The organism is Mucilaginibacter polytrichastri (assembly GCF_001911425.1).
GTDB classification, from domain to species: Bacteria; Bacteroidota; Bacteroidia; order Sphingobacteriales; family Sphingobacteriaceae; genus Mucilaginibacter; species Mucilaginibacter polytrichastri.
Window position 1 is genome coordinate 1,822,396 of sequence record NZ_MPPL01000001.1, and the last position, 23,185, is coordinate 1,845,580.

Here is a 23,185-nt window from a genome sequence, read left to right on the forward strand (position 1 = left end):
ATATGAAACACTTAAAACTAAAAAATCTGTTAATGGCGCTTGTTGCGATAACCGCACTAATGTCATGTCATAAGGATAAGAACGATGTAGCCCCCACACCTACGGCCGGCATATTCGTTTTAAACCAAGGCAAATTCGGTGGTAACAATGGTACACTTACCTATTACAATTACGCTGATAAAGCAACCACAGCTGATATCTATGCATCTGCAAACGGCGCAGGTTTAGGTGATACGCCCAACGACCTTAAAGTATATGGTTCTAAAATGTATGTGGTGGTAAACGTATCTAACGTGGTTGATGTGATTGACCCTAAAACGGCTAAATTAATCAAGCAAATATCGTTTGACAAAAAACAACCGCGTAGCGTGGCATTTTACAAAAACAATGCATTTGTAACATCTTACGATGGTACCGTTTCTGTGATTGATACTGCTACTTTCGCAATTACAAAAAGTATTACAGTAGGCCGTAACCCAGAGCAACTTGTGGTATCAAACAACAAGTTATATGTAGCTAACTCGGGTGGTTTAGGCGCAACGCCCGATAATACGGTATCCGTTATTGACTTAACCAGTTTGACGGTAACCAAAACAGTGAACGTAATACTTAATCCTGTTGCAATATCTGCAGATGCATATGGCCATGTTTATGTTATCTCTAACGGGGATTATAATACCATTATGCCGGGTATCAGCATAATTGATAATACTACAGATGCAACTACCTCGCAAAATACGGTAGATGTGGGTTATGGCTCACCTTTTGTTGTTAACGGCGATTTTGCTTATTACCTTAGCGGTACTGGCAAAGTAGTTGTATATAACACAAAAATACAAGTTATCAGCAGTGCTAATTTTATTACGGATGGTACAACGTTTAAAGCTGCTTACGGCCTTAATGTTTACAGTAAAACGGGCGAAGTATTTGTATCTGATGCCAAAGATTACAAATCAGTCGGAACTGTAACTGCTTTTGATAAATCTGGTAAAACAGAATACACGGTTACTACCGGTATTACACCGTCAAATATCGTGTTCTTGAACTAATGATTTTTATTTCGTTTGATAATCAGTAAATTTGCTTTACCAATAATATAGAATGTCACAACAACAAAAAATCAATATCAGAAACGCGGTTTTAATCTTGATGATTATTGCTGCAGCGGCAATGCGTTTGGTAAGTTACAAATATCAGTTTTTGAGCAATTTTACGCCGGTAGGTGCCATTGCAATTTTTGGTGGTGCCTATTTTAATGATAAGTGGAAAGCTTACCTGGTGCCATTTGCTGCACTTTTTGTGAGTGACTTAGTGATAAACTACCTGTACTTCTCTAAACTGGTTTGGTATACAAGTTCGCTGTGGATGTATGCCAGCTTTTTTGCCATGGTATTTTTTGGCAGCCTGATTAAAAAAGTGAATTTTAGTAATGTGATATTAGCATCATTAGGCGGGGTTATTATCCACTGGCTGCTTACTGATATTGAGCCTTGGTTAAATGGAACGTTATATTCTAAAGGTATTATGGGGTATTTCGAATCACTGGCGGCAGCCATACCTTTTGAAAAAAATATGATCCTGGGCGATTTAGTTTTTGGGCTGATCCTTTTTGGAGGCTTCGAATTTGCTAAAAGCAAATATGCGGTATTACGTGCCCAACCAACTTTAGCAGCGGCTTAGTATATTAACAAACGAAATTTTTAAAAGCGATGAGTGATCATCGCTTTTTTTATGATATTGATTAGCGATGAAAAAAAAGTTAGTGGTATTAACCGGCGCCGGTATTAGCGCCGAAAGCGGGCTGAAGACTTTTCGCGACAGCGATGGCCTGTGGGAAGGCTATAATATTGAAGATGTAGCCACGCCCGAAGCATGGGAACGTAACCCCATTTTGGTGCAAGACTTTTATAACCAGCGCCGTAAATCGGTATTAGCAGCCAGCCCCAACGCTGCCCATTATGCCCTGGCTAAGCTGGAAGAAAAATTTGACGTTACCATCATCACCCAAAATATAGATGACCTGCATGAGCGGGCCGGGTCTGCCAATGTGCTGCATTTACATGGTGTTATCACCCGTTCGCAATCGAGCATCAACCCTAAATTGACTTACCCTATTGAAGGCTGGGAGATCGGCATGTACGAGGTGTGCGAATTGGGTTCGCCCTTACGGGCCCATGTAGTATGGTTTGGCGAAGCCGTACCGATGATAGAACCTGCAGCAGAAATTTGTCATTCGGCTGATCTATTTATATTGGTTGGCTCTTCGCTGGCTGTTTATCCTGCAGCTGGATTAATCAATTATGTACCCAGGAAAGTGCATAAGTATATTGTTGATCCTGTAATACCTGATGTGTCTTTATCGGGCATCATTAAAATTAAGGCCAAAGCAACGGAGGGTGTGCCAATGCTGGTTGAGGAGTTGTTGAATCAATAATTATTACAGCTATTTGTCATTCTGAACGTAGTGAAGAATCTTCTTCGCCCAGTAAGTATGCTATAGATGGAGCATAAGATTCTTCACTCCGTTCAGAATGAACAAAATCTAAAGATAATATGCTCACTAAAAAAAAATGTATCTTCAATTGGAGCGGCGGCAAAGATAGCTCGCTCGCTCTTTATCATGCGCTTAAAGATCCGCAGCTGGAAATCAGGTACCTGGTAACTACCGTTAATGATGCGGTAAACCGAATCTCGATGCATGGCGTACGCGAAGAACTGTTGATTAAGCAGGCAGAAAGCATAGGTATCCAACTCCATCAGATCCGTTTGCCGGAAATGCCAGGTATGTCGGCTTATGACGAGATTATGGGTTTACATCTGCATAAGTTCCGGGAAGAAGGTGTTACTCACTCCATTTTCGGCGATATATTTCTGCAAGACCTGCGCGATTACCGCGATGCCCGGTTGAGTGAAGTCGGCATGGAAGGCATTTACCCGCTCTGGAAACGTAATACTTACGAATTGATAAACGAATTTCTGGACCTTGGTTTTGGTACTGTAATAGCCTGCACCCAAGAGCGTTTAGGTGATTTTGCTGGAAAGGAAATTGACAGGAAACTAATCAGCGAGTTACCTGCTGATGTGGACGTTTGCGGCGAGAACGGCGAGTTTCATACTTATACTTTTAAAGGGCCGATATTTAAAAAGCCGATAGCCTACAAGCTGGGTGAGAAAGTATTTAAAGCTTATCAAGCGCCTAAAGATGTAAATGATAGCTGCGTGTCATCACAAGCCGCACCCAAAATAGCCGGTTTTTGGTACTGCGATTTGCTGCCTGCTTAGTAGTTGTAGCGGAAATAGGTGTCTTTAAAATCTTTATTCATGGTGGCGAAGCGTTCGCCTACGGTTTTTAGAAACTCTTCGTCCAGTATTTCAAAAACGCTGTTTACACCATCGGTTAAATCAATTTCGGGTAACTTGTAAGTTTGTTCATATACCCCTTTTTCTATCTTGATGATGAATTTCTGGTTCATGCTCAAAATAGAGATCTTGAAGTCGGGGTGGGGCAGTTCGGCAATTATTCTCATTGTTCAACAAAATTAAACATTCCTTTTAAAGGGTCGGTACCGTTCAGTGTACCAAACGCAGCAATGGGTTTAAAACGTGCAAAAAGCTCTTCGCTGTACCAATCTTCGCTCCGTGTTTTCTTAATTACCTCGGCATGCTCGCGCGAGCGGTATGCAAAGTTTTTCACATCATCTACACTTTCCCAGATAGAAAACGTGGCCTGGCGGTAAATAGGGGCTTCACCAACACCTATGGAATTAATATATCCCTTGGCTGATGTCATCATGTTGGCCACTTCATCCACATTAGACCAAAAATTTTTCAATCGCCGTGTTCTGATGGTAGCTCTTGTTAGTACAGCTACAGGGCCGTTATAATCTGTAATGTTATTGGTGCCGAATGGTTGTTTACCGTCCCATTTACCGTGGCTTTGCAATGGCTCGCATAGCATGGTCCAGCCTTCGTAGGCAAACAGTTTCCACCAGCTGGTGATAAACGATTTTTTGTAAAAATGGTCAAAATCTTCTCGGCTTTCCCAAACGGCTAACAAGCCCCATTGCTGCCAGTCGGGTTTAAGGTCAAAAGTGCCGTTACGGCCACTACCAAGCAATTTCCAAAAAGTGCAGCCCTTGCTTAACATTAAGGGTAAACGGTGTACAGCCATAGCCAGCAAGGCAAACGGAATAAGTGGCTTACGGTAACGGATTATAGTAATACTGGTTAACATGGGTTAGCGAAGTAAACCAATAAATATGATATTTCGCTTATCAAACTAAGGCAATTGTGTTATACTTTTGTCAAATGGCAGATGATCTGAAAATTATCAATACAACCGATAAGGCAGCGCAATATCAATCGCTGGTACCGCAAATAGAAGCGCTTTTATTTGGCGAAACAGATTTGGTTGCCAACCTGGCCAACGTGGCTGCTGCATTAAAAGAACAGTTTAAATGGTTTTGGGTTGGCTTTTACCTGGTAAAAAAAGATGAGCTGGTTTTAGGGCCTTTTCAGGGGCCTGTTGCCTGTACGCGTATTGCAAAAGGGAAAGGTGTTTGCGGTGCTTCATGGGCCGAGGGCAAAACTTTTGTAGTGCCAGACGTTGATGCATTCCCTGGTCATATTGCCTGCAGCTCGTTATCACGATCTGAAATTGTTGTGCCATTATTTAAAGATGGTGAAGTTTGGGGCGTATTGGATGTGGATAGCGAAGAATTAGATCAATTTGACGAGACAGATGCCCTATACCTGGAGCAAATTGTAATGCTGGTGAATGGATAAGATCTACCTGATCTCTGGCCTGGGTGCTGATTATCGTTTGTTCAAAAATCTGGAGTTACCCGGTTTTGATATAACTTATGTACATTGGATAGAGCCCGGCACTAATGATACGCTGACCACCTATGCCGCTAAGCTGATAGCCAAATACCATATCGAACAAAATGCTATAGTTTTGGGTGTATCATTAGGAGGGATGCTCACTATTGAAATAGCCAACCAGTTGCAGTTAAGCAAGGCGATACTCATTTCGAGCATAAAAAGCCGTAACGAAGCACCATGGTATTTTAATTTCTTTCGCAAAATTCCTGTTTACAAAATCATTCCTGCTCAATTTTTTACTTCGCTAGGCATATTGATAAAGCCCGTATTTGGCCACATGAATGAGGAAGATGGGGCCATGTTCCGCTCAATGCTGGAAAGCTCATCACCAACATTTGTTAAATGGGCTATGCATGCGGTATTAAATTGGCAAAGCAAAAAAGTACCCTTAAACGTTTACCATATTACAGGCAATAAGGATATGGTATTTAGTTATAAAAATATAAAAGGAGCAACCCTGGTTAATGGTGGTACGCACATTATGGTGTTTGATAAAGCAAAAGAGATTAACGGGTTATTGAAGGAGGTGTTACAGCAATGAAACTTCCAGAATCTTATTACCTCGATAGTGACGTAGTTAAATTGAGTCGTGATCTTATCGGTAAATACCTGTTTACCCGGATTGATGGCGTGGTTACCGGCGGCTACATTGTAGAAACCGAGGCTTATAACGGGATAATAGATAAAGCATCGCACGCTTATGGCAATCGCTTAACACCACGTACCCAAACCATGTTTATGCAGGGCGGTGTGGCCTATGTTTACCTGTGCTACGGTATTCATGAAATGCTGAACATTGTAACTTCGGTAGAAGGGCAGCCGCATGCGGTATTGATCCGGGCTGTCAATCCAACAATAGGGTTGGATATTATGCAGTACCGACGCAATATGGCTGTAATAAAGCCGACCATAACCATGGGGCCTGGCTCTGTTGCTAAAGCGCTTGGCGTTTCCCGTAAAATCAATGGTATTAGCCTGCAAAGCGATACCTTATGGATAGAAGACCGGGGCCTAACTTTTGCAGATGATGAAGTTGCAGCAGTGCCAAGGGTAGGCGTGGACTATGCTGGTGATGATGCTTTGCTACCTTATCGCTTCTACATTAAAGGCAATAGTTATGTAAGCAAACCAAATAAATAATATTTTAAACTAAAAGTAAATATTTGTGGTTGTATAGTTAATAAACACAGTAACTATATGGAATACGAATACGAATTAAAACGACTTGAAGGTATTGAACGTTTACGCGGTATGATCGACAAGATCAAAAACGGCATGTTCACTACTTATAATGCTACAAAAGGGTTTCATAGCCGGCCAATGGGAACGGCACAGTTAGATGTTGACGGGAACCTTTGGTTTTTTACCAATGAATTTTCTACTAAGGTAGCAGAGATATCGATTGATAATAAGGTATTGGTTACCTATGCCGATACCGAGCGGAGTAGCTATATCAGCGTAACCGGTAATGTATATCTGTCAGACGACAGGGCCAAGATGCAGGAACTTTGGTTACCAATGCTGAAATCTTTCTTTCCATTAGGTATTGATGATCCAAAGCTTGCTTTAATTAGAGTAGATACTGAGCATGCCGAATATTGGGATACCAGCACCGGCGCTATTGTCATACTCATTAAGCGTATTAAAGCAGCCTTGAAGGGCGAACCATATGACAAAGACGAGCATAAGGAATTGGATTTATAAAATACAGGCAGCGTAAAATCTGCCTTTTTTGTAATATTGACCAATGAACTTTGAAAACAGCCTTTCATTTGCACAGTCATTAGACGCAAGCGATCAATTTCGCAACCTTCGCGAGGAGTTTTACATCCCGCAACACAAAGGTAATGATGCCATATACCTGTGCGGTAACTCATTAGGCCTGCAACCTAAAAGTACCGAAACTATTATAATGAGCCAGTTAGCTGCCTGGAGAAATCTGGGTGTGGAAGGGTGGTTTGAGGGTGATGAACCATGGCTGCAATATCACAAAAAGCTAATTGGCCCGCTGGCTAAAATTGTAGGTGCGCAGGCGCATGAAATAGCTGTAATGAATTCACTCACCGTAAACCTGCATTTACTTATGGTGAGCTTCTATAAACCAACTTCAAAAAAATATAAAATATTAATGGAGGCGGGTGCCTTCCCGTCCGATCAGTATGCGGTGGAGAGCCAGGTTAAATTTCATGGGTTTGAGCTTGCTGATGCCATTATAGAAATAGCTCCGCGCGAAGGTGAATACACTTTACGGATCGAAGATATTATTGTCCAAATCAATGCAAATGCAGATGAGGTAGCCTTGGTGCTTTTTGCAGGTATAAACTACTATACCGGCCAGATTTTTGATATGAAAGCCATTACCGCAGCAGGGCACCAGGCAGGTGCCTATGTGGGCTTTGATCTGGCGCATGCTGCCGGTAATGTTCCGCTAAGTTTACATGAGTGGGGTGCTGATTTTGCCTGCTGGTGTTCGTACAAATATATGAACTCCGGCCCGGGGGGTATAAGTGGCATCTTTGTACATGAGAAACATCATCATGATACCAGCCTTGATCGTTTTGCCGGTTGGTGGGGTTATAAGCTCAAAGATCGATTTAAGATGACGCCCGGTTTCCAACCCGAAGCTGGGGCCGAGGGCTGGCAGGTAAGCACAAGCCCGATATTATTAATGGCTTCGTTGAATGCCTCGTTACAAATTTTTGAAAAGGCGGGGAGTGTAACGGCGTTAAATAAGAAGAGTATTCTCCTTACAGCCTATCTCGAGTATTTAATTAAGCAAGTGAATAAACAGCTTAATTACGAGCACTTTAAAATTATCACACCCGCTAATCAGCAGGAGCGGGGAAGCCAGCTATCACTGATTTGCAAAAGTGACGGCAAAGCCATATTTGATTACCTGGTAAGTAACGGTGTAATTGGCGACTGGCGCGAACCGGATGTGATCCGCTTGAGCCCGGTGCCATTGTATAATAGTTTCGAAGATGTTTACCAGGCTGCCAAATACTTGCTGGAAGCTGTAAAACACGTGCAATAGTAAATAATGCTGAAGATTGCTTTCGACCCGATATACGCTCATCCTTTGCCCGAAGGACACCGTTTCCCGATGCTGAAATATGAGCTGATACCGGGGCAGCTTTTGCATGAAGGCCTCATTACGCAAGAAAATCTTTTTTCTCCAGGCCCGGTATCCGAAGAAATTATTTTATTGACGCACCAACAAACCTACTGGGAGCAACTCCGCGACCTTACCCTGACACCCAAAGATCAAAGGCGTATCGGTTTCCCATTGTCGGCACAACTGGTGGAGCGGGAGATAAGGATTGCCCAAGGCACAATAGATGGGTGCCATTATGCATTTGAATATGGCGTAGCCTTTAATGTTGCAGGTGGCACCCACCATGCAGGCAGTAACTGGGGGGAGGGTTTCTGTATGTTAAACGACCAGGCCATAGCCGCCAATTACCTGCTGAAGAAAGGCTTGGCCAAGTCTATATTGATTGTAGACCTTGATGTGCATCAAGGTAACGGTACAGCGCAGATCTTTGAGCATAACCCAGCGGTGTTTACTTTCTCTATGCATGGCGATAAAAATTTCCCGTTCAGAAAAGAAAAATCTGACCTAGATATTCCTTTGCCAGATGATACCAATGGAGATGAATTTCTGAATTTGTTAACCGAAACCTTGCCTAAACTCATCGCGCAGCAAAAGCCCGATTTTATATTCTATCTGTCTGGTGTTGATATCCTGGCTACAGATAAATTAGGCAAACTCAAAGTATCTATGGATGCCTGCAAAGTCCGCGACCGCTTTGTGTTGCAGCAGTGTAAACAACATGGAATACCAGTGCAGGTAAGCATGGGCGGCGGTTATTCAACCGATATTAAGGATATTGTGGATGCACATTGCAACACCTATAGAGTGGCAATGGATTTATATTTTTGAAGGAAATTTCTTTAGATAAAAAAAAGTACAGCCTGATGTACTCGAAGGGTGAGTGCAGAAGCCCCGTCCACGTGTTTCGAGTGCCTCAACATGACATTTATTGAACCTGAGAGGCATGCCGCTTAGTAATTTGGCTGAACCGGAAGTAAAGCAATATAGACGCGGTAAGTAACCCCAATACCAGCCCGTACCAAACGCCCATTACACCTAAATGAAAGTGCAGGCCAAGTACATACCCAACGGGTATGCCAACTACCCAGTAAGCTAAAAAGGTGATTACGGTAGGCACATTTACATCGCCCATACCCCTTAACACACCCAGGCCTATTACCTGTGCGCCATCAAATAATTGGAATAGCGCTGCAAGTATAAGTAGCTGTGATGCAATGGTTATAACCCGTTCATCAGAAGTATAGATCCATGGTAGCCAGTGGTTAAATAACGTAAACATAAGTGCTGTTACAGACATAAAAACCAGCACCACATGGTAACTTGCTATTGCCGAATGCCGCAGATCATGAAAGCGTTTAGCACCAAAGAAGTTTCCCGATTTGATGGCTGCTGCCGCTGCCATGCCATTTGCGGCCATGTAGGTTATAGAGGCCATGTTTAAGGCAATTTGATGCGCTGCCTGTGGTACTGCGCCCATAGTACCAATAATAATGGCAGCACCGCTAAAAGCGCTAATCTCGAAGGTGTATTGCATGGCAACAGGGGCGCCTATTTTAAGAATTTGCCTGATGCGTATTTTGTTTATGCTTGCTAGTAAAAAACCTTTTAAGTAAGCCTTAAATTTAGCCGAGCGTAGTACATAAACTGCCATAATAATGGCCATCATGCTACGGTCTATCAGTGTACTTAACCCTACGCCCCGTACACCCATGGGGTGGATACCGAGCAAGCCTTTTACAAAGGTGATACCCAAAACAATGTTCAAGACATTGCCCCATATAGAGATATACATCGCTTGTTTGGTAAAACCCAATCCTTCGGCAAATTGCTTAAAGGTGGTAAACAGCAACATTGGTATTACAGATAAGCCCAGTAACAGCAGAAATGGCTTGGCTTGTGCCACTACTTCGGGCGATTGGTTTAAATGATTCAGCGCCAGCACAGCGCCAAAATAGATGAGCATAAATAATACAATGCTGCTCACGATATTAATGAGCAGGCTATTTGCCAAAAGCTTACCGCATTCTATAAAGTTATCTTGCCCGTTCTGTTGGGCAATAAGCGGTGTTAAGCCATACGAAAGGCCCAGGCCCAGCACCATAATAATCATAAACAGGCCGTTTACCAGCGAAACTGCCGCTAACGCAACTGTACCGGCAAAATGCCCCACAATAATACTGTCTGATGTTTGTACCAGTATATGCCCCAATTGCGAGATCACCACCGGTATAGCCAGTTTAAGGTTATCGCGGTAATGCGGTTTGTAGGTGGCTAAAAACTGTTTCATGGTTACGGCTTATAATGGCCGTCAAAAATAGGTTTTTTGGGTTTGATCTCAGGCAGCTGTGTAAAACTCTTCCTTTTCGTTGGTGTGCACGCGCACCACGCCAGATAGTACAAGATTAACCATAATCCGCTGTGCCCGCCTGCGGCTTAAGTTAAGCAGTTCGCAGTATTCTTTTACGGTAATACGGTCGTGCAACTCGAGGTATTCCAGCAGGGCTTTCTCTTTCGATGAGTATTCGATCAGTACGCCTTTATCATCATTTGATCTTTTCAGCACGTCCACAACAATTTTGCTGGCCAGTACGCTTTTATCTTTTACACGTACGTATACCCACCATTTGCCATCATCGCTAAGGGCATAATGTGGTTTAATGTCACTTTCGGGTATTTCTACAACCACAACCAGTTTATCATCTACATAAACCTCTTCAAAGCTGGGCTCTAGGGCAGGTTTTGCAAAAAAATGAGCGGCCTTGGTAATCATATATCGCTCTTCTTCTTCGTCTTTAACACCCTTAATACTACCGTCATCAGCTATGCCGATGAGCAAGCGGCCACCTTTATTATTGGCAAATGATACCATTGTTTTAGCGATTTTCTCGCAGCTGGTAATGGTTTTTTTGAAATCTTGCGTTACTGTTTCTCCATCCAGGATGAGCCTCTTGATGTTCATTCAAATCCTCTCTTAATAATTTTGTGTAACGTAAGGTGTTTTAATTTCCATCCACGATTCCGGTTCGGCAATGGGTACAAATCCAAACTGGGTGTACAGGCCGTGGGCATCTTTAGTGGCCAATGACCAGCGCCTAAGTCCTTGCAAGTCGGGATGAGTTCTGATGGTATGGATCAACCATTTCCCCAGGCTGTTTCCGCGGTGTTCTGTCCGGATAAATACATCACAGATATAAGCGAATGTGGCGTTGTCTGTAATAACACGGGCAAAGCCCGCTATAGTGCCATTATGATAAATTCCGAAGCACATCGAGTTTTCAACCGCCCGCTTAAAAATAGCCAAAGGCATGCCCTTTGCCCAGTACGACTCATTGATTAACAGGGTATAAGCAGTATCTATATCAAATAAATGTTTATCTGTAGAGATACAATATCCAGCCTTTATACAGTTATCAATAAGTTCTTCTGTTAACATTGCTGCACTAAATTATACGGTTTTTTCTGTAAAGTTTAAATTACGAATGTACACTTCGTTACTAACTGTTACGCATATTTCACCTGCTTTATTATAAAAATCTACATTAAAATTACGCGTGTATTTACCTTCGGTATTGATGACATGCTCTGCTTCTGCAATGTCGGCATCGGTGAGTGTTGCCGTAAAGCGCAGATCTGTAGCACCGGGCTTCAGGAAGTTTATCTGGGCCGATTTACTCCATACAATAACTTTGTAGCCTTTATTAAGCAACACCTGGTGCATCATTATAGGATGGAAAGGGTCGGCCGCACAAAATAGCGTACCGCCGAAAATGGCATAATTGTAATTAATGTTAAAGAGGCTTCTGTTCACTTTAACAGTTGTACTTTTAAAGTCCTTAGCGATGGTAACCACCCAAATTCGTTGAAACAGTAGCGGGGGGTAAAACCGCAGTCCCCATTTTAATAAAGAAGCCGAAATAGCCATAAGCCGAATATCAGCATTAAGGCTTATGGATGAAATAGACGGAAGAAATTATTTATGCACATATGCCCTCAGCCTTTATTTTTAATATTTAAAGTAATGAAATACCTGCTTAAGAAAGTCGGAATTTATATGAAAAAATCTTCGCTGGCGTTCAATAATAAACAGCGTTTAGTTATCTGTAAATTAAAAATTACAAACAATTAGTTAAAACCAGCGTTGCTCCTATACATCTAAGTATTAACACATTTAAATAACGACTATGAAAAAGCACATTTTAAAGATCGCATTAGCGGCCATATTTGCAAGTAGCATCGCAGTAGGTTGTAGTTCTGAGAAGGCTGCAAGCAGTAGTTCTGACAGTACTAAAATAGACTCGACGAAAATGAATACACCCGCAACTGACAGTGTTAAAAAAGACACCACCAAAAAGGATACTACCAAAACTCCGACCAGGTAGTTTTCTTTTTAAAAGTATAAGGTCTGCTCCAAAAGGCAGGCCTTTTTTTGTGTTATAGGAGAAATTTTACACATTATTTGATGATTAATCTATAGTTAATTACTATTGTAATTCAGTATATTATGTATTTTACTTAATGCGATTATTTAAATAAAGTGAAACAACGAAAGCTTTTTCATTGTCCCTTGAACGATAAATTATTACTACTAATAAACTGTATAAACAAAAAAACGCCCATCACATTGTCCGCTTAAGCAGATTTGTGTTGGACGTTTTGTTTAAGCAGGAAATTTATTTAAGCGCTGATAATAGCAGGCTTAATGATTTGCCCGCCGGTATATATTTTACGTACCTGGTAAGTTTTTTTGTTTTGCGATTCGAAATAGGTACGCACATTGATTTCGGCTAGTATACCTAGTGTTATCAGTTGGATACCGCCTAATAGAAGGATTAGTCCAAGTATTAACATCGGCTTGCCCCAAATATCGTGGCCCATTATTTTAAGTACCAAGAGGTACATATTGATAGCTACACCTAAAAAGAAAAGCGTAAACCCGATGCTGCCAAACAAGTGCATTGGTTTTTGAATGTACTTTCGGAAAAACACCATCAAGATTAAATCACTGATAACCTTAAAGGTGCGGTTAATACCGTATTTAGATTTCCCGTGGATGCGGGCATGGTGGGCCACATCAATCTGGGTGATACGCGCACCCTGTTGTTTGGCCAATACCGGTATAAAGCGGTGAAGCTCGCCGTAGAGGCCCAGGTTTTGGGCAATTTCGGTGCGAAAGATCTTTAAGGTGCAACCGTAATCCTTAATATAAACACCGGTTAGCTTACGGATCATCGCGTTGGCAATCTTACTGGGTATCTTCCGCAGAAACATACCATCCTGGCGGTTTTTACGGTTACCGGCTACCACGTCCCAATCTTCATCCTTTAGCTTTTGCAGCATGGAAGGGATATCTTTCGGGTCGTTTTGCAGGTCGCCGTCCAGCAGGGCAATGTATTCGCCTTCGGCGTAGTCAATACCGGCGGTCATGGCTGTACTTTGGCCATAGTTTTTGCGCAGTTCAACCAGCTTAACGCGGCTATTATCGTTTTTAATAATTTCCTGTTGGGTACCGTCCTCAGAACCATCGTCAACAAAAACTACTTCGTAATCAATACCAGCCAGGGCTGAATCAATTTCGGCAATAAGCGGACTGATGTTCTCTTTCTCGTTAAGTACTGTAATAACTACTGAAAGTTCGGGCATGTGGAAATTATATTGTTTGGGATGCAAAGATAAGATTTTTAAATTTCGAATTTATAATAGGATCGTCATTGCAAGGTACGATGCAATCTCGTGCCTGTAAGATGCTGATATAACAACGCAAGATCCGTTTTCATTAGGAAGGGTGGAGATTTATTATCGTCAGTGGATGTTCATTCTTTTTCTCTCAAAAAAGAATGAACCAAAGAAGAAAGTCGTGGCTGCTCAATTTTCTATGAAAGGGTGTTGTAGGGCAAATGTTGTGCTACCCAAAAATCAAGATGCCACATTGATTAGGCTATTAACTGTTCATCAGATCAATTGTCTATTTGCTTAGGAGCTAGTCTTGATTCTTGGCTCTCGATTCTCGATTCTATACTTCACTCCTCCAAGTCAGTATGCGCCATTTCTTCTTTGCGCATTGGCATGGCATCAATAACACCAAAAAGCTTTTGGGAGGTAACCGGTTGGTGACTGCGCAATTTTTCGCCTTTGTCTTTACCTATCAGTATAACGGTAAAACCTGAGGATACGTGATTGCTTTTGCCGGTAGCACCTTTTGGGTCGCAGATTTTTATGTCTACGTCGCGTTGTAGTAACCCGGCGTTATCGGCCTGCAATAATTGTTGCTGATGTTTAAGCGCATTTTGCGATGATTTATCTGCAAAAAGCAACAGCGTACGTTTGGTGGTATGTTGTGTGTAAGTGCCAATCACCAGCATGCCAACTATAAGGTGTTTTAACATAATACATTAACATAGCCTTAAGCATTTTGTTGTTCAAAGTATATTATAACATTTTCGCGACAAAAGGCCATAAAAGGGTTAATCTTAAAATACTTATATTTGCACCCTCAAAATGGATAAGAAAGTCGCTTTTTATACACTGGGCTGCAAGCTGAATTATTCGGAATCGTCTGCCATTGGCCGCTTGTTTAATCAGGCCGGTTATCAGACGGTTACGTTTACAGATGAGCCGGATATCTTTGTCATAAACACTTGTTCGGTAACCGAAAACGCCGACAAGAAATGTAAAAAGATAGTAAAAGAGGCGCTTAAAATATCTCCGGAAGCCTACATTGTAGTGGTTGGTTGCTATGCGCAGCTTAAACCTGCCGAGATAGCCGAAATACCGGGTGTGGATATGGTACTTGGCGCTGCCGAGAAATTTCAGATTGTAGAACACATCACAGATTTAACCAAACAGCCCAAAACACTCATCTATAACCAGCCAATAAGTGAGGCTAAGGATTTTGTAACCTCTTACTCATTTGGCAACGACCGTACCCGTACTTTCTTAAAAGTTCAGGACGGCTGCGATTACTCTTGCACATTTTGTACCATTCCGCTGGCGCGTGGCAGCAGTCGCAGCGATAACATCGAGAATGTATTAAAGCAGGCTGCTAATATTGCAGCATCCGAGGTGCGCGAAATTGTGTTGACCGGCGTTAACCTGGGCGATTTTGGTTTGCAAAATGGCGAGCGGGTAAACAAATTTATTGACCTGGTTAAGGCGCTGGATGAGGTAGAGGGGATAGACCGGATTCGGATATCATCCATAGAACCTAATTTACTTACCGACGAGATCATTGAATTTGTGGCTACATCAAAAATATTTGTACCACATTTTCATATCCCGCTGCAATCTGGTTCAGATAAAATATTAGGGCTGATGCGCCGCCGTTACAAACGCGAGTTGTATACTAACCGTGTGGCCAAAATCAAATCATTAATGCCAGACTGCTGTATTGGTGTGGATGTGATTGTTGGCTTCCCCGGCGAAACCCGCGAAGATTTTATCGATACCTACAACTTCCTGAACGATCTGGATGTTTCATACCTGCACGTATTTACCTACTCCGAACGCGAAAATACATTGGCTGCCGAAATGGGCGGCGAGGTACCGGGTTCAACCCGCGCCGAGCGGAGCAAGATGCTGCACATACTTTCTGACAAAAAAAGGCGTTCTTTTTACGAATCGCAACTGGGTAAAACGGGTGCCGTTTTGTTTGAGCGTGACATTAAAGATGGTTATATGCACGGTTTTACCCGCAACTATGTAAAAGTAAAAACCAAGTACGACCCTATATTGGTAAACGAACTGCGCACGGTTACTTTAACAGCTGTAGCTGCAGACGGTGATGTTGAAATTACAGAAGGCGAAGAAATATTAGTGCATTAAGTTTTATATTCGCTCCACAAAATACTACCTGAATGTTTCCAACCCTTTCTGACTTAATCAGATATTTTACCGGTGCCAATATCCCATTGCCATTTCAAACTTTTGGCTTTTTTGTAGCCCTGGCTTTTATGGCCGGTTATTGGGCCTTTGGCGAAGAGTTTAAACGCAAAGAAAAACTTGGCTATATTAAAGCGACAGAAAAAACGGTAACTATTGGCAACCCTGTTACTTGGACAGACCTGATTAGCAATGGCTTTTTTGGCTTTATAGCCGGCTATAAATTATTAGATGCCATATTAAACTATCACGACCTGGTTAATGATCCGCAGGATTTTATTTTATCGCTGCGCGGAAACTGGCTGGGGGGGATACTTTTGGGTGCAGGCTTTGTTTACTGGGCATACGCTGACGGTAAAAAACAAGAACTGGCCGAACCCATTACCAAACGTGTAGTTGTACACCCGTATGATTTGCTGGGCAACATATTAGTTTGGGCAGCCGTATTTGGCTTTGCCGGGGCTAAACTGTTTAATGCATTAGAGAACTGGGACGATTTTATGAAAGACCCTGTAGGTATGTTAGTTGGTTTTAGCGGCTTAACTTTCTACGGGGGGTTAATTTGCGGCGGTGCGGCGGTATTATATATTGCCAATAAAAATGGTATTAAACCATTGGATATGCTTGATGTTGGTGGCCCCGGCATGATGCTGGCTTACGGCGTTGGCCGTATTGGTTGCCAGATGAGTGGCGATGGCGATTGGGGGATACCTAATTTAGATGCCAAACCGCAATGGCTAAGCTGGGCGCCGGATTGGATGTGGTCTTTCAAATTTCCGCATAATGTAAACGGGGTCGATTTTAATAATCATATCCCTGATTGTGTTGGCAAATACTGTAACGAATTACGTTTACCCGTTTATCCTACTTCGTTTTACGAGTCGGTGATCTGTGTGCTGCTGTTCCTGGCTTTATGGAGCATTCGTGATCGCATTAAACTACCGGGGTTGATGTTCGGTATCTATATGATCTTGAACGGCATCGAGCGTTTCTTTATCGAACTGATCCGCGTGAATACCCGTTATCATATCGGCAGCTTGTCTTTTACCCAGGCCGAATTAATTTCACTTTGTTTGGTAATAGGGGGTATTGCACTTTGTGTAAATGCTTTCCGCAAAAAACAAACTTTAACGCATGCCGGGTAAAAACAAAGGCAAAAAAATACTGGATAATCAGTTTCTGCGGTTTATCATATCTGCAGGTGCGGGTTTCCTGGTCGATATCGGTTCGTATTACTTATTTTACCACAACCTTTTTAAACGCGATAGTTACCAGGTTATCAATTATCACGTTAGCAACTATATCCTGTCGCTAAGTATCTCTTTCTTTTTAGGTGTTATCGTTAATTTTTTGATTACCCGTTATATGGTTTTTTCGGAGTCTAAATTGCAGCCTGCCCAGCAATTTTTGAGGTTTTCGTCTGTGGCTTTTATTGGCTTTTTTGCCAACCTGGCCATTTTAAAAGTAATGGTGGTTTACCTGCACATGTACCCGCCGGTGGCACGCCCGGCTGCAGCCTTAAGTTTATTTTTCGCAAGCTTTTTTATTCATAAACTGTTTTCATTTAACTTAAAATTACGAGACCATGCTGGAAACCATAACCCTACAAGTAATTGAAGTTGCCAAACAGGCAGGCGCATTTATCCGCCAGGAGCGGAGCAATTTTAAAGCAGACAGCATAGAATATAAAGGCCTTAACGACCTGGTATCTTACGTTGATAAAACAGCGGAAGGTATGATTGTTGAAGGATTGGCAATGATACTACCCGAAGCCGGCTTCCTGACCGAAGAAAAAACCATTAACCGTACCGGCGAACGTTATAACTGGATCATCGATCCATTGGATGGCACTACTAATTTTATCCACGGCTTAACAGTTTTTGCGGTAAGCATCGCTTTAAAAGAATATGATGAACTGGTTGCCGGCGTAGTATATGAAGTTAATCTCGACGAATGCTTTTACGCATGTAAGGGTGCTCCGGCTTATTTAAACGGTAAAGAGATTCACGTAAGTAAAGCGCCTAAAATTGCAGATAGCCTGCTGGCTACCGGCTTCCCTTATTACGATTTTACCAAGCAACCGCAATACATAGCCCTGTTTACCGATTTGATGCAGCATTGCCACGGTCTGCGCCGTTTGGGTTCTGCCGCTACAGATTTGGCTTACACGGCTTGCGGCCGCTTTGATGGTTTTTACGAGTATAACTTAAAGCCATGGGATATTGCAGCCGGTATTGTAATTGTGCGCCAGGCAGGGGGTAAGGTAGTTAGCTTTACCGGCGGTAATGATGTTCTAGAAACCTGCGATGTTGTAGCTACCAACGGCCTGATTGGTGATGAGTTGGTAGGTAAGATAGGAGAATACTTTGTTTAGATCATCCTGATTAGTTACCACGTAATTGCGAGGAACGAAGCAATTCCAAACTTTACAAAGCAACGCTGTATATCTGGGATTGCTTCATACCTCGCAATTACAAGATATCTTATAACTCGTAAGTCAAACCTTTTTCAGGAATTGTTACCGGGTAGTCTTCGGCCTCCAGACCTGCTGCGAAGGCTTCCATGCTTTGCGGATCGCCATGCACCAGGAATACCTGCTTTAGCTTAGCTTTATCCTGCTGTTTAACGGTATTCATTAAGTCTTCGTGATCTCCATGGGCACTAAACAGGTCGGTTTGTTTAATTGTCGCATATACAGCCAATTCGCGGTCTTTAATGTGCACAATAGGGTCACCGCGTAACAAGCGGTTGCCCAGGGTACCTTTAGCACAATAGCCTATGAAAAGAATGGTGCAATAATAATTCTGGATGTTGTAGAACAGGTGATCCTGAATCCGGCCACCTTCCAGCATACCTGCCGATGAGATGATGATACAGGGTTCAAAGTAATTAGAAATATCCCGGCTGTCTTTCAGGTTTTCAATGTACGTGAGGTTATCAAACTCAAATTCGTCTCCCTTTTTATTATAAAAATCCTGTGCCTCGGCATTCAGCAGGCTATGAAATTTACGGAATGTTTGGGTTGACCTTGATGCCAGTGGGCTATCAACAAATACCTTAACAGGTGGCAATAAACCACTGCTAAATATTTTATTGAGCGAATAAACCAGTGATTGTGTACGCCCGATACTAAATGCCGGGATAATTAATCTTCCCGGTTCTTTAATACAGGCTTTCTCTATGGTTTCTACCAAAACCTCTTCAACAGTTTTGCCCTTGGTGTGGTGTCGGCCTCCATAGGTTGATTCTGTAACCAGGTAATCTACTGGTGGTATTACTTCCGGGTCGTTTAACACGGGGTAATTCTTGCGGCCTATATCGCCTGTAAAGGCTATAGATTTTTCTTCGCCATTATCGTTAATCTTTAATACCGCTGCAGCTGCACCCAACAGGTGGCCAACAGGTACAAAACTCATTTCTATATCGCCTGTAATTCTAAAAGGGCGGTTAAAGCCAATGGTTACAAAGCGTTCAACCGTATCCATTACATGCTTGTGCAGGTACAGCGGTTGGTTATGGCTGCTATGGTGGTGATGGTGTTTGCCCTTGCCTCCGCGTTTGCGGCCGGCGTGTACCTTGTTCATAAATATACTTACCGAATCCATCATCAGCATTTCGGCTAAATCGGCAGTAGGCGGGGTACATAAAATCTGTCCGTTAAAACCCAAGCGTACCAGAGTTGGCAGGTTGCCCGAGTGGTCGATGTGTGCGTGGGTTAATATCACCACATCAATATCGCCCGGGTTAAATGGAAAATTTTCGTTGGATAAAGTACTGCGGTCTTTTTCATAGTCCAGGCCGCAGTCTATCAATATTTTATATCCGGCAACATCAAGCAAATGCATGCTTCCCGTTACCTGACGGGCTGCCCCGTAAATGGTTAATTTCATCGGTATGTTATACGCATAACGTTGTACGTTTTACGTGGTATATTTGTAAAGTTTGTTTAATTGGGCTAAATGTTTGCGCTAAAAGCTAAGTTTAAACCCGGTGTCAAAATATGAAATATAGCGTTAAAGTTTTACTATTATGCTATATTTTACCTTAATAAAGAAAAATTATACTCCTGCAAACGTTTATACCTCCAGTTGCAACTGGCTCAAATAACGGTATAAGCCTGTTTCGTTATGCATTAGCTCTGCATGGCTGCCGGCTTCTGTAATGGTGCCTTTATCCAATACAATAATTTTATCTGCTTCGCGAATGGTTGATAAACGGTGGGCTATGATAATTGATGTACGATCTTTCATCAACACTTCAAGCGCTTCCTGTACCAGGCGTTCAGATTCAGAATCTAATGATGAAGTTGCTTCGTCCAAGATTAATATGGCCGGATTACGTAATAATGCCCTTGCAATAGCAACACGCTGCCGCTGACCACCAGACAACTTTACACCACGCTCGCCAACCAGTGTATCATACCCCTCCGGAAAGTTGTTGATAAAGCTGTGTGCATTGGCTTTTTGTGCCGCTTCAATCACTTCTTCACGGCTCGAGCCTAATTTACCGTAAGCAATGTTCTCCAATATACTGCCGCCGAATAATAATACATCCTGCGGTACAATAGCCACCTGGTTACGGATATCAGTTAATGCAAACTCATTTGCTGGTTTACCATCAAATAAAATGCTACCGTCTTGCGGGTAATAAAATTGCAATATCAAAGCCGCCATGGTTGATTTACCGGAGCCACTTGGCCCAACAATGGCAATTTTTTGCCCGGCAGCCGCACTAAAAGAAACATCTTTTAGCACCGTAATTTCAGGCCGGGAAGGGTAGGAGAAGTTAACGTTGTTGAAGCTTAAGTTTCCCTTAATTTGTTGTTTTACCACATTTTCTTCGGCATTTATTGATACATCTTCGCCATTTTCTGCCAGTATTTCCAATACGCGTTCACTGGAGCCTACTGCTTTTTGGATGTTGGCATAAAGATCGGGCAAACTGCCCATCGCAGCGCTGATAAAGGCTGCATAAACAATAAAAGTGGTTAGCTTGCCAAAGGTAAAGCCGTTGTCGTGGATGGATACCAGATACGAGCCATACCAGATTTCACCAAATATAGTACCGAACAAACAGAATACGATAAAAGCTCCAAAAAGGCCACGGTATTTGGCACCTTTAATAGCCAGACTAACCACGTCGCGAAGGTTTTTATCATAACGGCCTGCTTCAAATGCTTCATTTACAAATGCTTTAACATTGGCTATGCCTTGCAAGGTTTCTTCTACAATGGTGTTAGAGTCGGCTAACTTGTCCTGAGCCTGGCGCGATATTTTGCGGATAAATTTGCCAAAAAATACAGCGGTTGCAATTAAGAATGGCAATACAATAAGTAATGCAAATGTTAATTTGATAGATACCACCATTAATAAAATGATGCCGCCTACCAATATAATAATCTGCCTGATGGCCTCGGCAATGGTAGTGGTTAGGGTGTCTTGTATTTGTGATAAATCTGCCGAAATGCGGCTGTTCAATTCGCCAACCCTGCGGTTAGAAAAGAAATTCATGGGCAGGGTAATTAACTTAAAATAAGTATCCCTGCGGATATCTGCCAATGATTTTTCGGCAACCTGCACAAACCATGTAATACGGAAGTAAGACACAAATGCCTGAACGAATAACACAGCAATGGCAACCTCGCCAATGGTGGTTAAGTTGGCAGGCATAAAGCCATAACGTTGTTTGCCCGTAGAAGCATCTATTAATGCACCAAAAAAACCCGGGAAAGCCAGGCCTGTTAAGCTTGAAAGTACCAGGAAAATAAGGCCGCCTATAAATTTGGCGCGGTATGGTTTAATATAACTTAGCAACTTGCCAATATTATGCAGGCTTTGCCGGTTTAATTTAACTTTTGGTAATTCTTTCTCCGCAGCGTTTCCACTGTTTAATCTTTGTCGGGCCATGTATAATTCAAAGCAGCTAATTTACGCTTTAATAGTGCGGTATTTGCCCGCAATCAATAAAATTGACGTTATAATGAACAGTATCAACAAGATAATTAGCCAGAACTTCATTTTCGACTCACTTTTCTCGGCAATCTGTACCTGGGCTTTCAGTTTTTCATTCTGATTCCTCAGTTTATTAATGGTGGTCATAAAACCAATCGTATTATCCTCGGTTTCTTTAACCTTGGTTTGGATGCTTTGCTGCTGAAAAGTGCGGTAATCGAGCTGGTTATTTTTAAGCGTTAACAGCACTTTGGTTTGCTGCAATATGTTATTGTCGGTGCTTACAATATCCATCAAAATATCGTTAGACCGGCGGATATCTTTCTTGGTTTGCATCCCAAAAATGCCGGTATGCTTACTGAGGCTGGCATCATACTGACTGAATTTTGCAGCACGTGCCGCCAGCATATCATTAATTATTTTACGCTGATTTTGGTAAGCAAGCGAATCGGGGTTGGGCTGGGCGTAAACGCTGCCGTAAGCCAGGCATATTAGTGCCAGCAAAAAGTATTTTTTCATAAGCAGGGGTTTAGATTATTGAAAATCTATGATCACGCTGTCACCGAGATTTAAACCTAATAACCCACTTGCGTTGCCTTTGTTTATGGCAATTTCCAAATGGTCGCTAATGCCGAATAAGCATAGCTTTTCGCCTTCGGGTACTTCATTGTAGTGCCAGCTAAGGCTGGTAATGGTTTCGTTGCGTTTAAAATAAAGTACAAAACGGCGGCCGTGCTGTACTTTGTTAAAAAAGTCTTTAGTGATGTTGGTGATCACATTCTGAAAGGAATCGATATAAATTACCACGCCCTTAATGAGGTTACGCTCTACCGCGGGCTGCAGGTTCATTTTCTTTTCAGTACCGCTAACCGGTATGCCAATTTCGGTTAGTTTACCGCCCTGGGCCAGGTGGCAGGCAGCCTTAACAAAAATATCGGCCAGCGGGAAATGCAGAAATTTAAGGTCCTGCATAATGTTAAGCTCTACAATTTCGTCGGGTTCGGTACCAAACATCAGGCAAAAGATGCCATTATCGGCGCCAACAAAGTAATGCCCCTTGTAACTAACGGCCAGGTAACGGGTGTGTGTATTGTAAACGGTATCAATACCAATTAAATGCACCGTGCCCTTGGGGAAGTAATGGTAGCTGTTTTTGAGAACAAACCCGGCCTGCTGCACATTAAAGGCAGCTACGCTGTGTGTAATATCAATAATGGTAACATTGGGCAACAGGCAAAGTATACTGCCTTTGAGGGCAGCCTGGTAGATATCTTTATCACCAAGATCTGTTGTTAATGTTATTATTGGCATTACTTTTTTAAATATTTATTGTTAATCTTGTACAAGCGATTACAAGCTG

The 23,185-nt window shown here is 42.3% G+C and carries 27 protein-coding genes; 15 read left to right on the forward strand and 12 right to left on the reverse strand.

Annotation, left to right across the window (positions count from 1 at the left end):
• The first annotated feature begins 2 nt into the window (after window positions 1-2).
• From RG47T_RS07880 to RG47T_RS07895, 4 genes are all read left to right on the forward strand, one after another.
• On the forward strand, window positions 3-1,049 hold the full coding sequence (locus RG47T_RS07880) for a YncE family protein (protein WP_074488907.1): 1,047 nt from the start codon (window positions 3-5) through the stop codon (window positions 1,047-1,049).
• Between the two features lie 52 nt (window positions 1,050-1,101).
• The gene (locus RG47T_RS07885) at window positions 1,102-1,680 is read left to right on the forward strand and encodes a DUF6580 family putative transport protein (RefSeq protein WP_074488908.1); all 579 of its coding nucleotides are present in this window, start codon (window positions 1,102-1,104) and stop codon (window positions 1,678-1,680) included.
• 67 nt (window positions 1,681-1,747) lie between these two features.
• The gene (locus RG47T_RS07890) at window positions 1,748-2,434 is read left to right on the forward strand and encodes an SIR2 family NAD-dependent protein deacylase (RefSeq protein ID WP_074488909.1); all 687 of its coding nucleotides are present in this window, start codon (window positions 1,748-1,750) and stop codon (window positions 2,432-2,434) included.
• Between the two features lie 119 nt (window positions 2,435-2,553).
• Window positions 2,554-3,282, forward strand: a complete 729-nt coding sequence (locus RG47T_RS07895; protein ID WP_074488910.1) for a Dph6-related ATP pyrophosphatase — start codon at window positions 2,554-2,556, stop codon at window positions 3,280-3,282.
• Here RG47T_RS07895 and RG47T_RS07900 read toward each other — a convergent pair.
• The gene (locus RG47T_RS07900) at window positions 3,279-3,527 is read right to left on the reverse strand and encodes a hypothetical protein (RefSeq protein ID WP_074488911.1); all 249 of its coding nucleotides are present in this window, start codon (window positions 3,525-3,527) and stop codon (window positions 3,279-3,281) included. The genes RG47T_RS07895 and RG47T_RS07900 overlap by 4 nt on opposite strands.
• Window positions 3,524-4,234 carry a DUF3291 domain-containing protein gene (locus RG47T_RS07905; RefSeq protein ID WP_074488912.1) on the reverse strand — a complete coding sequence of 237 codons (711 nt, stop codon included), beginning with the start codon at window positions 4,232-4,234 and terminating at the stop codon, window positions 3,524-3,526. Before RG47T_RS07905 ends, RG47T_RS07900 begins: the two co-directional genes overlap by 4 nt.
• Before the next feature lie 74 nt (window positions 4,235-4,308).
• Between RG47T_RS07905 and RG47T_RS07910 the strand changes: the two genes are divergently transcribed.
• From RG47T_RS07910 to RG47T_RS07935, 6 genes are read left to right on the forward strand one after another with little or no spacing between them, the layout of a single operon-like run.
• Complete coding sequence (locus tag RG47T_RS07910) at window positions 4,309-4,785, forward strand: GAF domain-containing protein (RefSeq protein WP_074488913.1); 477 nt, start codon at window positions 4,309-4,311, stop codon at window positions 4,783-4,785.
• The gene (locus RG47T_RS07915; RefSeq protein WP_074488914.1) at window positions 4,778-5,425 is read left to right on the forward strand and encodes an alpha/beta fold hydrolase; all 648 of its coding nucleotides are present in this window, start codon (window positions 4,778-4,780) and stop codon (window positions 5,423-5,425) included. The genes RG47T_RS07910 and RG47T_RS07915 overlap by 8 nt, the downstream gene beginning before the upstream one ends.
• On the forward strand, window positions 5,422-6,024 hold the full coding sequence (locus RG47T_RS07920; RefSeq protein WP_074488915.1) for a DNA-3-methyladenine glycosylase: 603 nt from the start codon (window positions 5,422-5,424) through the stop codon (window positions 6,022-6,024). Before RG47T_RS07915 ends, RG47T_RS07920 begins: the two co-directional genes overlap by 4 nt.
• Before the next feature lie 57 nt (window positions 6,025-6,081).
• The gene (locus tag RG47T_RS07925; protein WP_074488916.1) at window positions 6,082-6,588 is read left to right on the forward strand and encodes a pyridoxamine 5'-phosphate oxidase family protein; all 507 of its coding nucleotides are present in this window, start codon (window positions 6,082-6,084) and stop codon (window positions 6,586-6,588) included.
• A gap of 43 nt (window positions 6,589-6,631) precedes the next feature.
• Window positions 6,632-7,918: a kynureninase gene (gene kynU / locus RG47T_RS07930; protein ID WP_074488917.1), complete on the forward strand. Its 1,287-nt coding sequence runs from the start codon at window positions 6,632-6,634 to the stop codon at window positions 7,916-7,918.
• A 6-nt stretch (window positions 7,919-7,924) separates the two neighbouring features.
• Window positions 7,925-8,827, forward strand: coding sequence for a histone deacetylase family protein (locus RG47T_RS07935; RefSeq protein ID WP_074488918.1), 903 nt, complete (start codon window positions 7,925-7,927; stop codon window positions 8,825-8,827).
• Between the two features lie 97 nt (window positions 8,828-8,924).
• On the opposite strand, the gene RG47T_RS07940 is transcribed toward RG47T_RS07935, so the two are convergent.
• From RG47T_RS07940 to RG47T_RS07955, 4 genes are read right to left on the reverse strand one after another with little or no spacing between them, the layout of a single operon-like run.
• Window positions 8,925-10,286 (reverse strand): MATE family efflux transporter, encoded by a 1,362-nt coding sequence (locus RG47T_RS07940; RefSeq protein ID WP_074488919.1) that lies wholly within the window; start codon window positions 10,284-10,286, stop codon window positions 8,925-8,927.
• Window positions 10,287-10,334: 48 nt separating this feature from the next.
• Window positions 10,335-10,958 carry an AlbA family DNA-binding domain-containing protein gene (locus tag RG47T_RS07945; protein ID WP_074488920.1) on the reverse strand — a complete coding sequence of 208 codons (624 nt, stop codon included), beginning with the start codon at window positions 10,956-10,958 and terminating at the stop codon, window positions 10,335-10,337.
• A 12-nt stretch (window positions 10,959-10,970) separates the two neighbouring features.
• Entirely contained in the window at window positions 10,971-11,432 is a 462-nt protein-coding gene (locus RG47T_RS07950) for a GNAT family N-acetyltransferase (protein ID WP_074488921.1), read from the reverse strand.
• A 12-nt stretch (window positions 11,433-11,444) separates the two neighbouring features.
• Window positions 11,445-11,921, reverse strand: a complete 477-nt coding sequence (locus RG47T_RS07955) for a DUF4442 domain-containing protein (RefSeq protein ID WP_074488922.1) — start codon at window positions 11,919-11,921, stop codon at window positions 11,445-11,447.
• A gap of 259 nt (window positions 11,922-12,180) precedes the next feature.
• Between RG47T_RS07955 and RG47T_RS07960 the strand changes: the two genes are divergently transcribed.
• On the forward strand, window positions 12,181-12,378 hold the full coding sequence (locus RG47T_RS07960; protein WP_074488923.1) for a hypothetical protein: 198 nt from the start codon (window positions 12,181-12,183) through the stop codon (window positions 12,376-12,378).
• A 295-nt stretch (window positions 12,379-12,673) separates the two neighbouring features.
• Here the strand turns inward: RG47T_RS07960 and RG47T_RS07965 are convergent, their stop codons facing one another.
• On the reverse strand, window positions 12,674-13,639 hold the full coding sequence (locus RG47T_RS07965; RefSeq protein WP_074488924.1) for a glycosyltransferase family 2 protein: 966 nt from the start codon (window positions 13,637-13,639) through the stop codon (window positions 12,674-12,676).
• Window positions 13,640-14,016: 377 nt separating this feature from the next.
• Window positions 14,017-14,382 (reverse strand): DUF4174 domain-containing protein, encoded by a 366-nt coding sequence (locus RG47T_RS07970; protein ID WP_074488925.1) that lies wholly within the window; start codon window positions 14,380-14,382, stop codon window positions 14,017-14,019.
• Window positions 14,383-14,494: 112 nt separating this feature from the next.
• Here RG47T_RS07970 and mtaB point away from each other — a divergent pair, with 112 nt between their 5' ends.
• Genes mtaB through RG47T_RS07990 form a run of 4 tightly spaced genes read left to right on the forward strand, consistent with a single transcriptional unit; the run spans window position 14,495 to window position 18,248 of the window.
• Complete coding sequence (gene mtaB, locus RG47T_RS07975; protein ID WP_074488926.1) at window positions 14,495-15,817, forward strand: tRNA (N(6)-L-threonylcarbamoyladenosine(37)-C(2))-methylthiotransferase MtaB; 1,323 nt, start codon at window positions 14,495-14,497, stop codon at window positions 15,815-15,817.
• A gap of 32 nt (window positions 15,818-15,849) precedes the next feature.
• The gene (locus RG47T_RS07980) at window positions 15,850-17,019 is read left to right on the forward strand and encodes a prolipoprotein diacylglyceryl transferase (RefSeq protein WP_074488927.1); all 1,170 of its coding nucleotides are present in this window, start codon (window positions 15,850-15,852) and stop codon (window positions 17,017-17,019) included.
• On the forward strand, window positions 17,009-17,491 hold the full coding sequence (locus RG47T_RS07985; RefSeq protein ID WP_074488928.1) for a GtrA family protein: 483 nt from the start codon (window positions 17,009-17,011) through the stop codon (window positions 17,489-17,491). The genes RG47T_RS07980 and RG47T_RS07985 overlap by 11 nt, the downstream gene beginning before the upstream one ends.
• Entirely contained in the window at window positions 17,460-18,248 is a 789-nt protein-coding gene (locus tag RG47T_RS07990; RefSeq protein ID WP_074488929.1) for an inositol monophosphatase family protein, read from the forward strand. The genes RG47T_RS07985 and RG47T_RS07990 overlap by 32 nt, the downstream gene beginning before the upstream one ends.
• Window positions 18,249-18,357: 109 nt before the next feature.
• Here the strand turns inward: RG47T_RS07990 and RG47T_RS07995 are convergent, their stop codons facing one another.
• From RG47T_RS07995 to RG47T_RS08010, 4 genes are all read right to left on the reverse strand, one after another.
• Window positions 18,358-19,764 (reverse strand): MBL fold metallo-hydrolase RNA specificity domain-containing protein, encoded by a 1,407-nt coding sequence (locus RG47T_RS07995; protein WP_074488930.1) that lies wholly within the window; start codon window positions 19,762-19,764, stop codon window positions 18,358-18,360.
• A 186-nt stretch (window positions 19,765-19,950) separates the two neighbouring features.
• Window positions 19,951-21,780, reverse strand: a complete 1,830-nt coding sequence (locus RG47T_RS08000; RefSeq protein WP_074488931.1) for an ABC transporter ATP-binding protein — start codon at window positions 21,778-21,780, stop codon at window positions 19,951-19,953.
• Window positions 21,781-21,801: 21 nt separating this feature from the next.
• A complete protein-coding gene (locus RG47T_RS08005; RefSeq protein WP_074488932.1) occupies window positions 21,802-22,344 on the reverse strand; it encodes a hypothetical protein in 543 nt (180 codons plus the stop codon).
• A 15-nt stretch (window positions 22,345-22,359) separates the two neighbouring features.
• The gene (locus RG47T_RS08010; RefSeq protein WP_074488933.1) at window positions 22,360-23,136 is read right to left on the reverse strand and encodes an SAM hydrolase/SAM-dependent halogenase family protein; all 777 of its coding nucleotides are present in this window, start codon (window positions 23,134-23,136) and stop codon (window positions 22,360-22,362) included.
• Between the last annotated feature and the right edge of the window lie 49 nt (window positions 23,137-23,185).

Coding starts and splice junctions, on each gene's coding strand:
- RG47T_RS07880 (WP_074488907.1), top strand. CDS start 3: ATGAAACACTTAAAACTAAAAAATCTGTTAATGGCGCTTGTTGCGATA.
- RG47T_RS07885 (WP_074488908.1), top strand. CDS start 1,102: ATGTCACAACAACAAAAAATCAATATCAGAAACGCGGTTTTAATCTTG.
- RG47T_RS07890 (WP_074488909.1), top strand. CDS start 1,748: ATGAAAAAAAAGTTAGTGGTATTAACCGGCGCCGGTATTAGCGCCGAA.
- RG47T_RS07895 (WP_074488910.1), top strand. CDS start 2,554: ATGCTCACTAAAAAAAAATGTATCTTCAATTGGAGCGGCGGCAAAGAT.
- RG47T_RS07900 (WP_074488911.1), bottom strand. CDS start 3,527: ATGAGAATAATTGCCGAACTGCCCCACCCCGACTTCAAGATCTCTATT.
- RG47T_RS07905 (WP_074488912.1), bottom strand. CDS start 4,234: ATGTTAACCAGTATTACTATAATCCGTTACCGTAAGCCACTTATTCCG.
- RG47T_RS07910 (WP_074488913.1), top strand. CDS start 4,309: ATGGCAGATGATCTGAAAATTATCAATACAACCGATAAGGCAGCGCAA.
- RG47T_RS07915 (WP_074488914.1), top strand. CDS start 4,778: ATGGATAAGATCTACCTGATCTCTGGCCTGGGTGCTGATTATCGTTTG.
- RG47T_RS07920 (WP_074488915.1), top strand. CDS start 5,422: ATGAAACTTCCAGAATCTTATTACCTCGATAGTGACGTAGTTAAATTG.
- RG47T_RS07925 (WP_074488916.1), top strand. CDS start 6,082: ATGGAATACGAATACGAATTAAAACGACTTGAAGGTATTGAACGTTTA.
- kynU (WP_074488917.1), top strand. CDS start 6,632: ATGAACTTTGAAAACAGCCTTTCATTTGCACAGTCATTAGACGCAAGC.
- RG47T_RS07935 (WP_074488918.1), top strand. CDS start 7,925: ATGCTGAAGATTGCTTTCGACCCGATATACGCTCATCCTTTGCCCGAA.
- RG47T_RS07940 (WP_074488919.1), bottom strand. CDS start 10,286: ATGAAACAGTTTTTAGCCACCTACAAACCGCATTACCGCGATAACCTT.
- RG47T_RS07945 (WP_074488920.1), bottom strand. CDS start 10,958: ATGAACATCAAGAGGCTCATCCTGGATGGAGAAACAGTAACGCAAGAT.
- RG47T_RS07950 (WP_074488921.1), bottom strand. CDS start 11,432: ATGTTAACAGAAGAACTTATTGATAACTGTATAAAGGCTGGATATTGT.
- RG47T_RS07955 (WP_074488922.1), bottom strand. CDS start 11,921: ATGGCTATTTCGGCTTCTTTATTAAAATGGGGACTGCGGTTTTACCCC.
- RG47T_RS07960 (WP_074488923.1), top strand. CDS start 12,181: ATGAAAAAGCACATTTTAAAGATCGCATTAGCGGCCATATTTGCAAGT.
- RG47T_RS07965 (WP_074488924.1), bottom strand. CDS start 13,639: ATGCCCGAACTTTCAGTAGTTATTACAGTACTTAACGAGAAAGAGAAC.
- RG47T_RS07970 (WP_074488925.1), bottom strand. CDS start 14,382: ATGTTAAAACACCTTATAGTTGGCATGCTGGTGATTGGCACTTACACA.
- mtaB (WP_074488926.1), top strand. CDS start 14,495: ATGGATAAGAAAGTCGCTTTTTATACACTGGGCTGCAAGCTGAATTAT.
- RG47T_RS07980 (WP_074488927.1), top strand. CDS start 15,850: ATGTTTCCAACCCTTTCTGACTTAATCAGATATTTTACCGGTGCCAAT.
- RG47T_RS07985 (WP_074488928.1), top strand. CDS start 17,009: ATGCCGGGTAAAAACAAAGGCAAAAAAATACTGGATAATCAGTTTCTG.
- RG47T_RS07990 (WP_074488929.1), top strand. CDS start 17,460: ATGCTGGAAACCATAACCCTACAAGTAATTGAAGTTGCCAAACAGGCA.
- RG47T_RS07995 (WP_074488930.1), bottom strand. CDS start 19,764: ATGAAATTAACCATTTACGGGGCAGCCCGTCAGGTAACGGGAAGCATG.
- RG47T_RS08000 (WP_074488931.1), bottom strand. CDS start 21,780: ATGGCCCGACAAAGATTAAACAGTGGAAACGCTGCGGAGAAAGAATTA.
- RG47T_RS08005 (WP_074488932.1), bottom strand. CDS start 22,344: ATGAAAAAATACTTTTTGCTGGCACTAATATGCCTGGCTTACGGCAGC.
- RG47T_RS08010 (WP_074488933.1), bottom strand. CDS start 23,136: ATGCCAATAATAACATTAACAACAGATCTTGGTGATAAAGATATCTAC.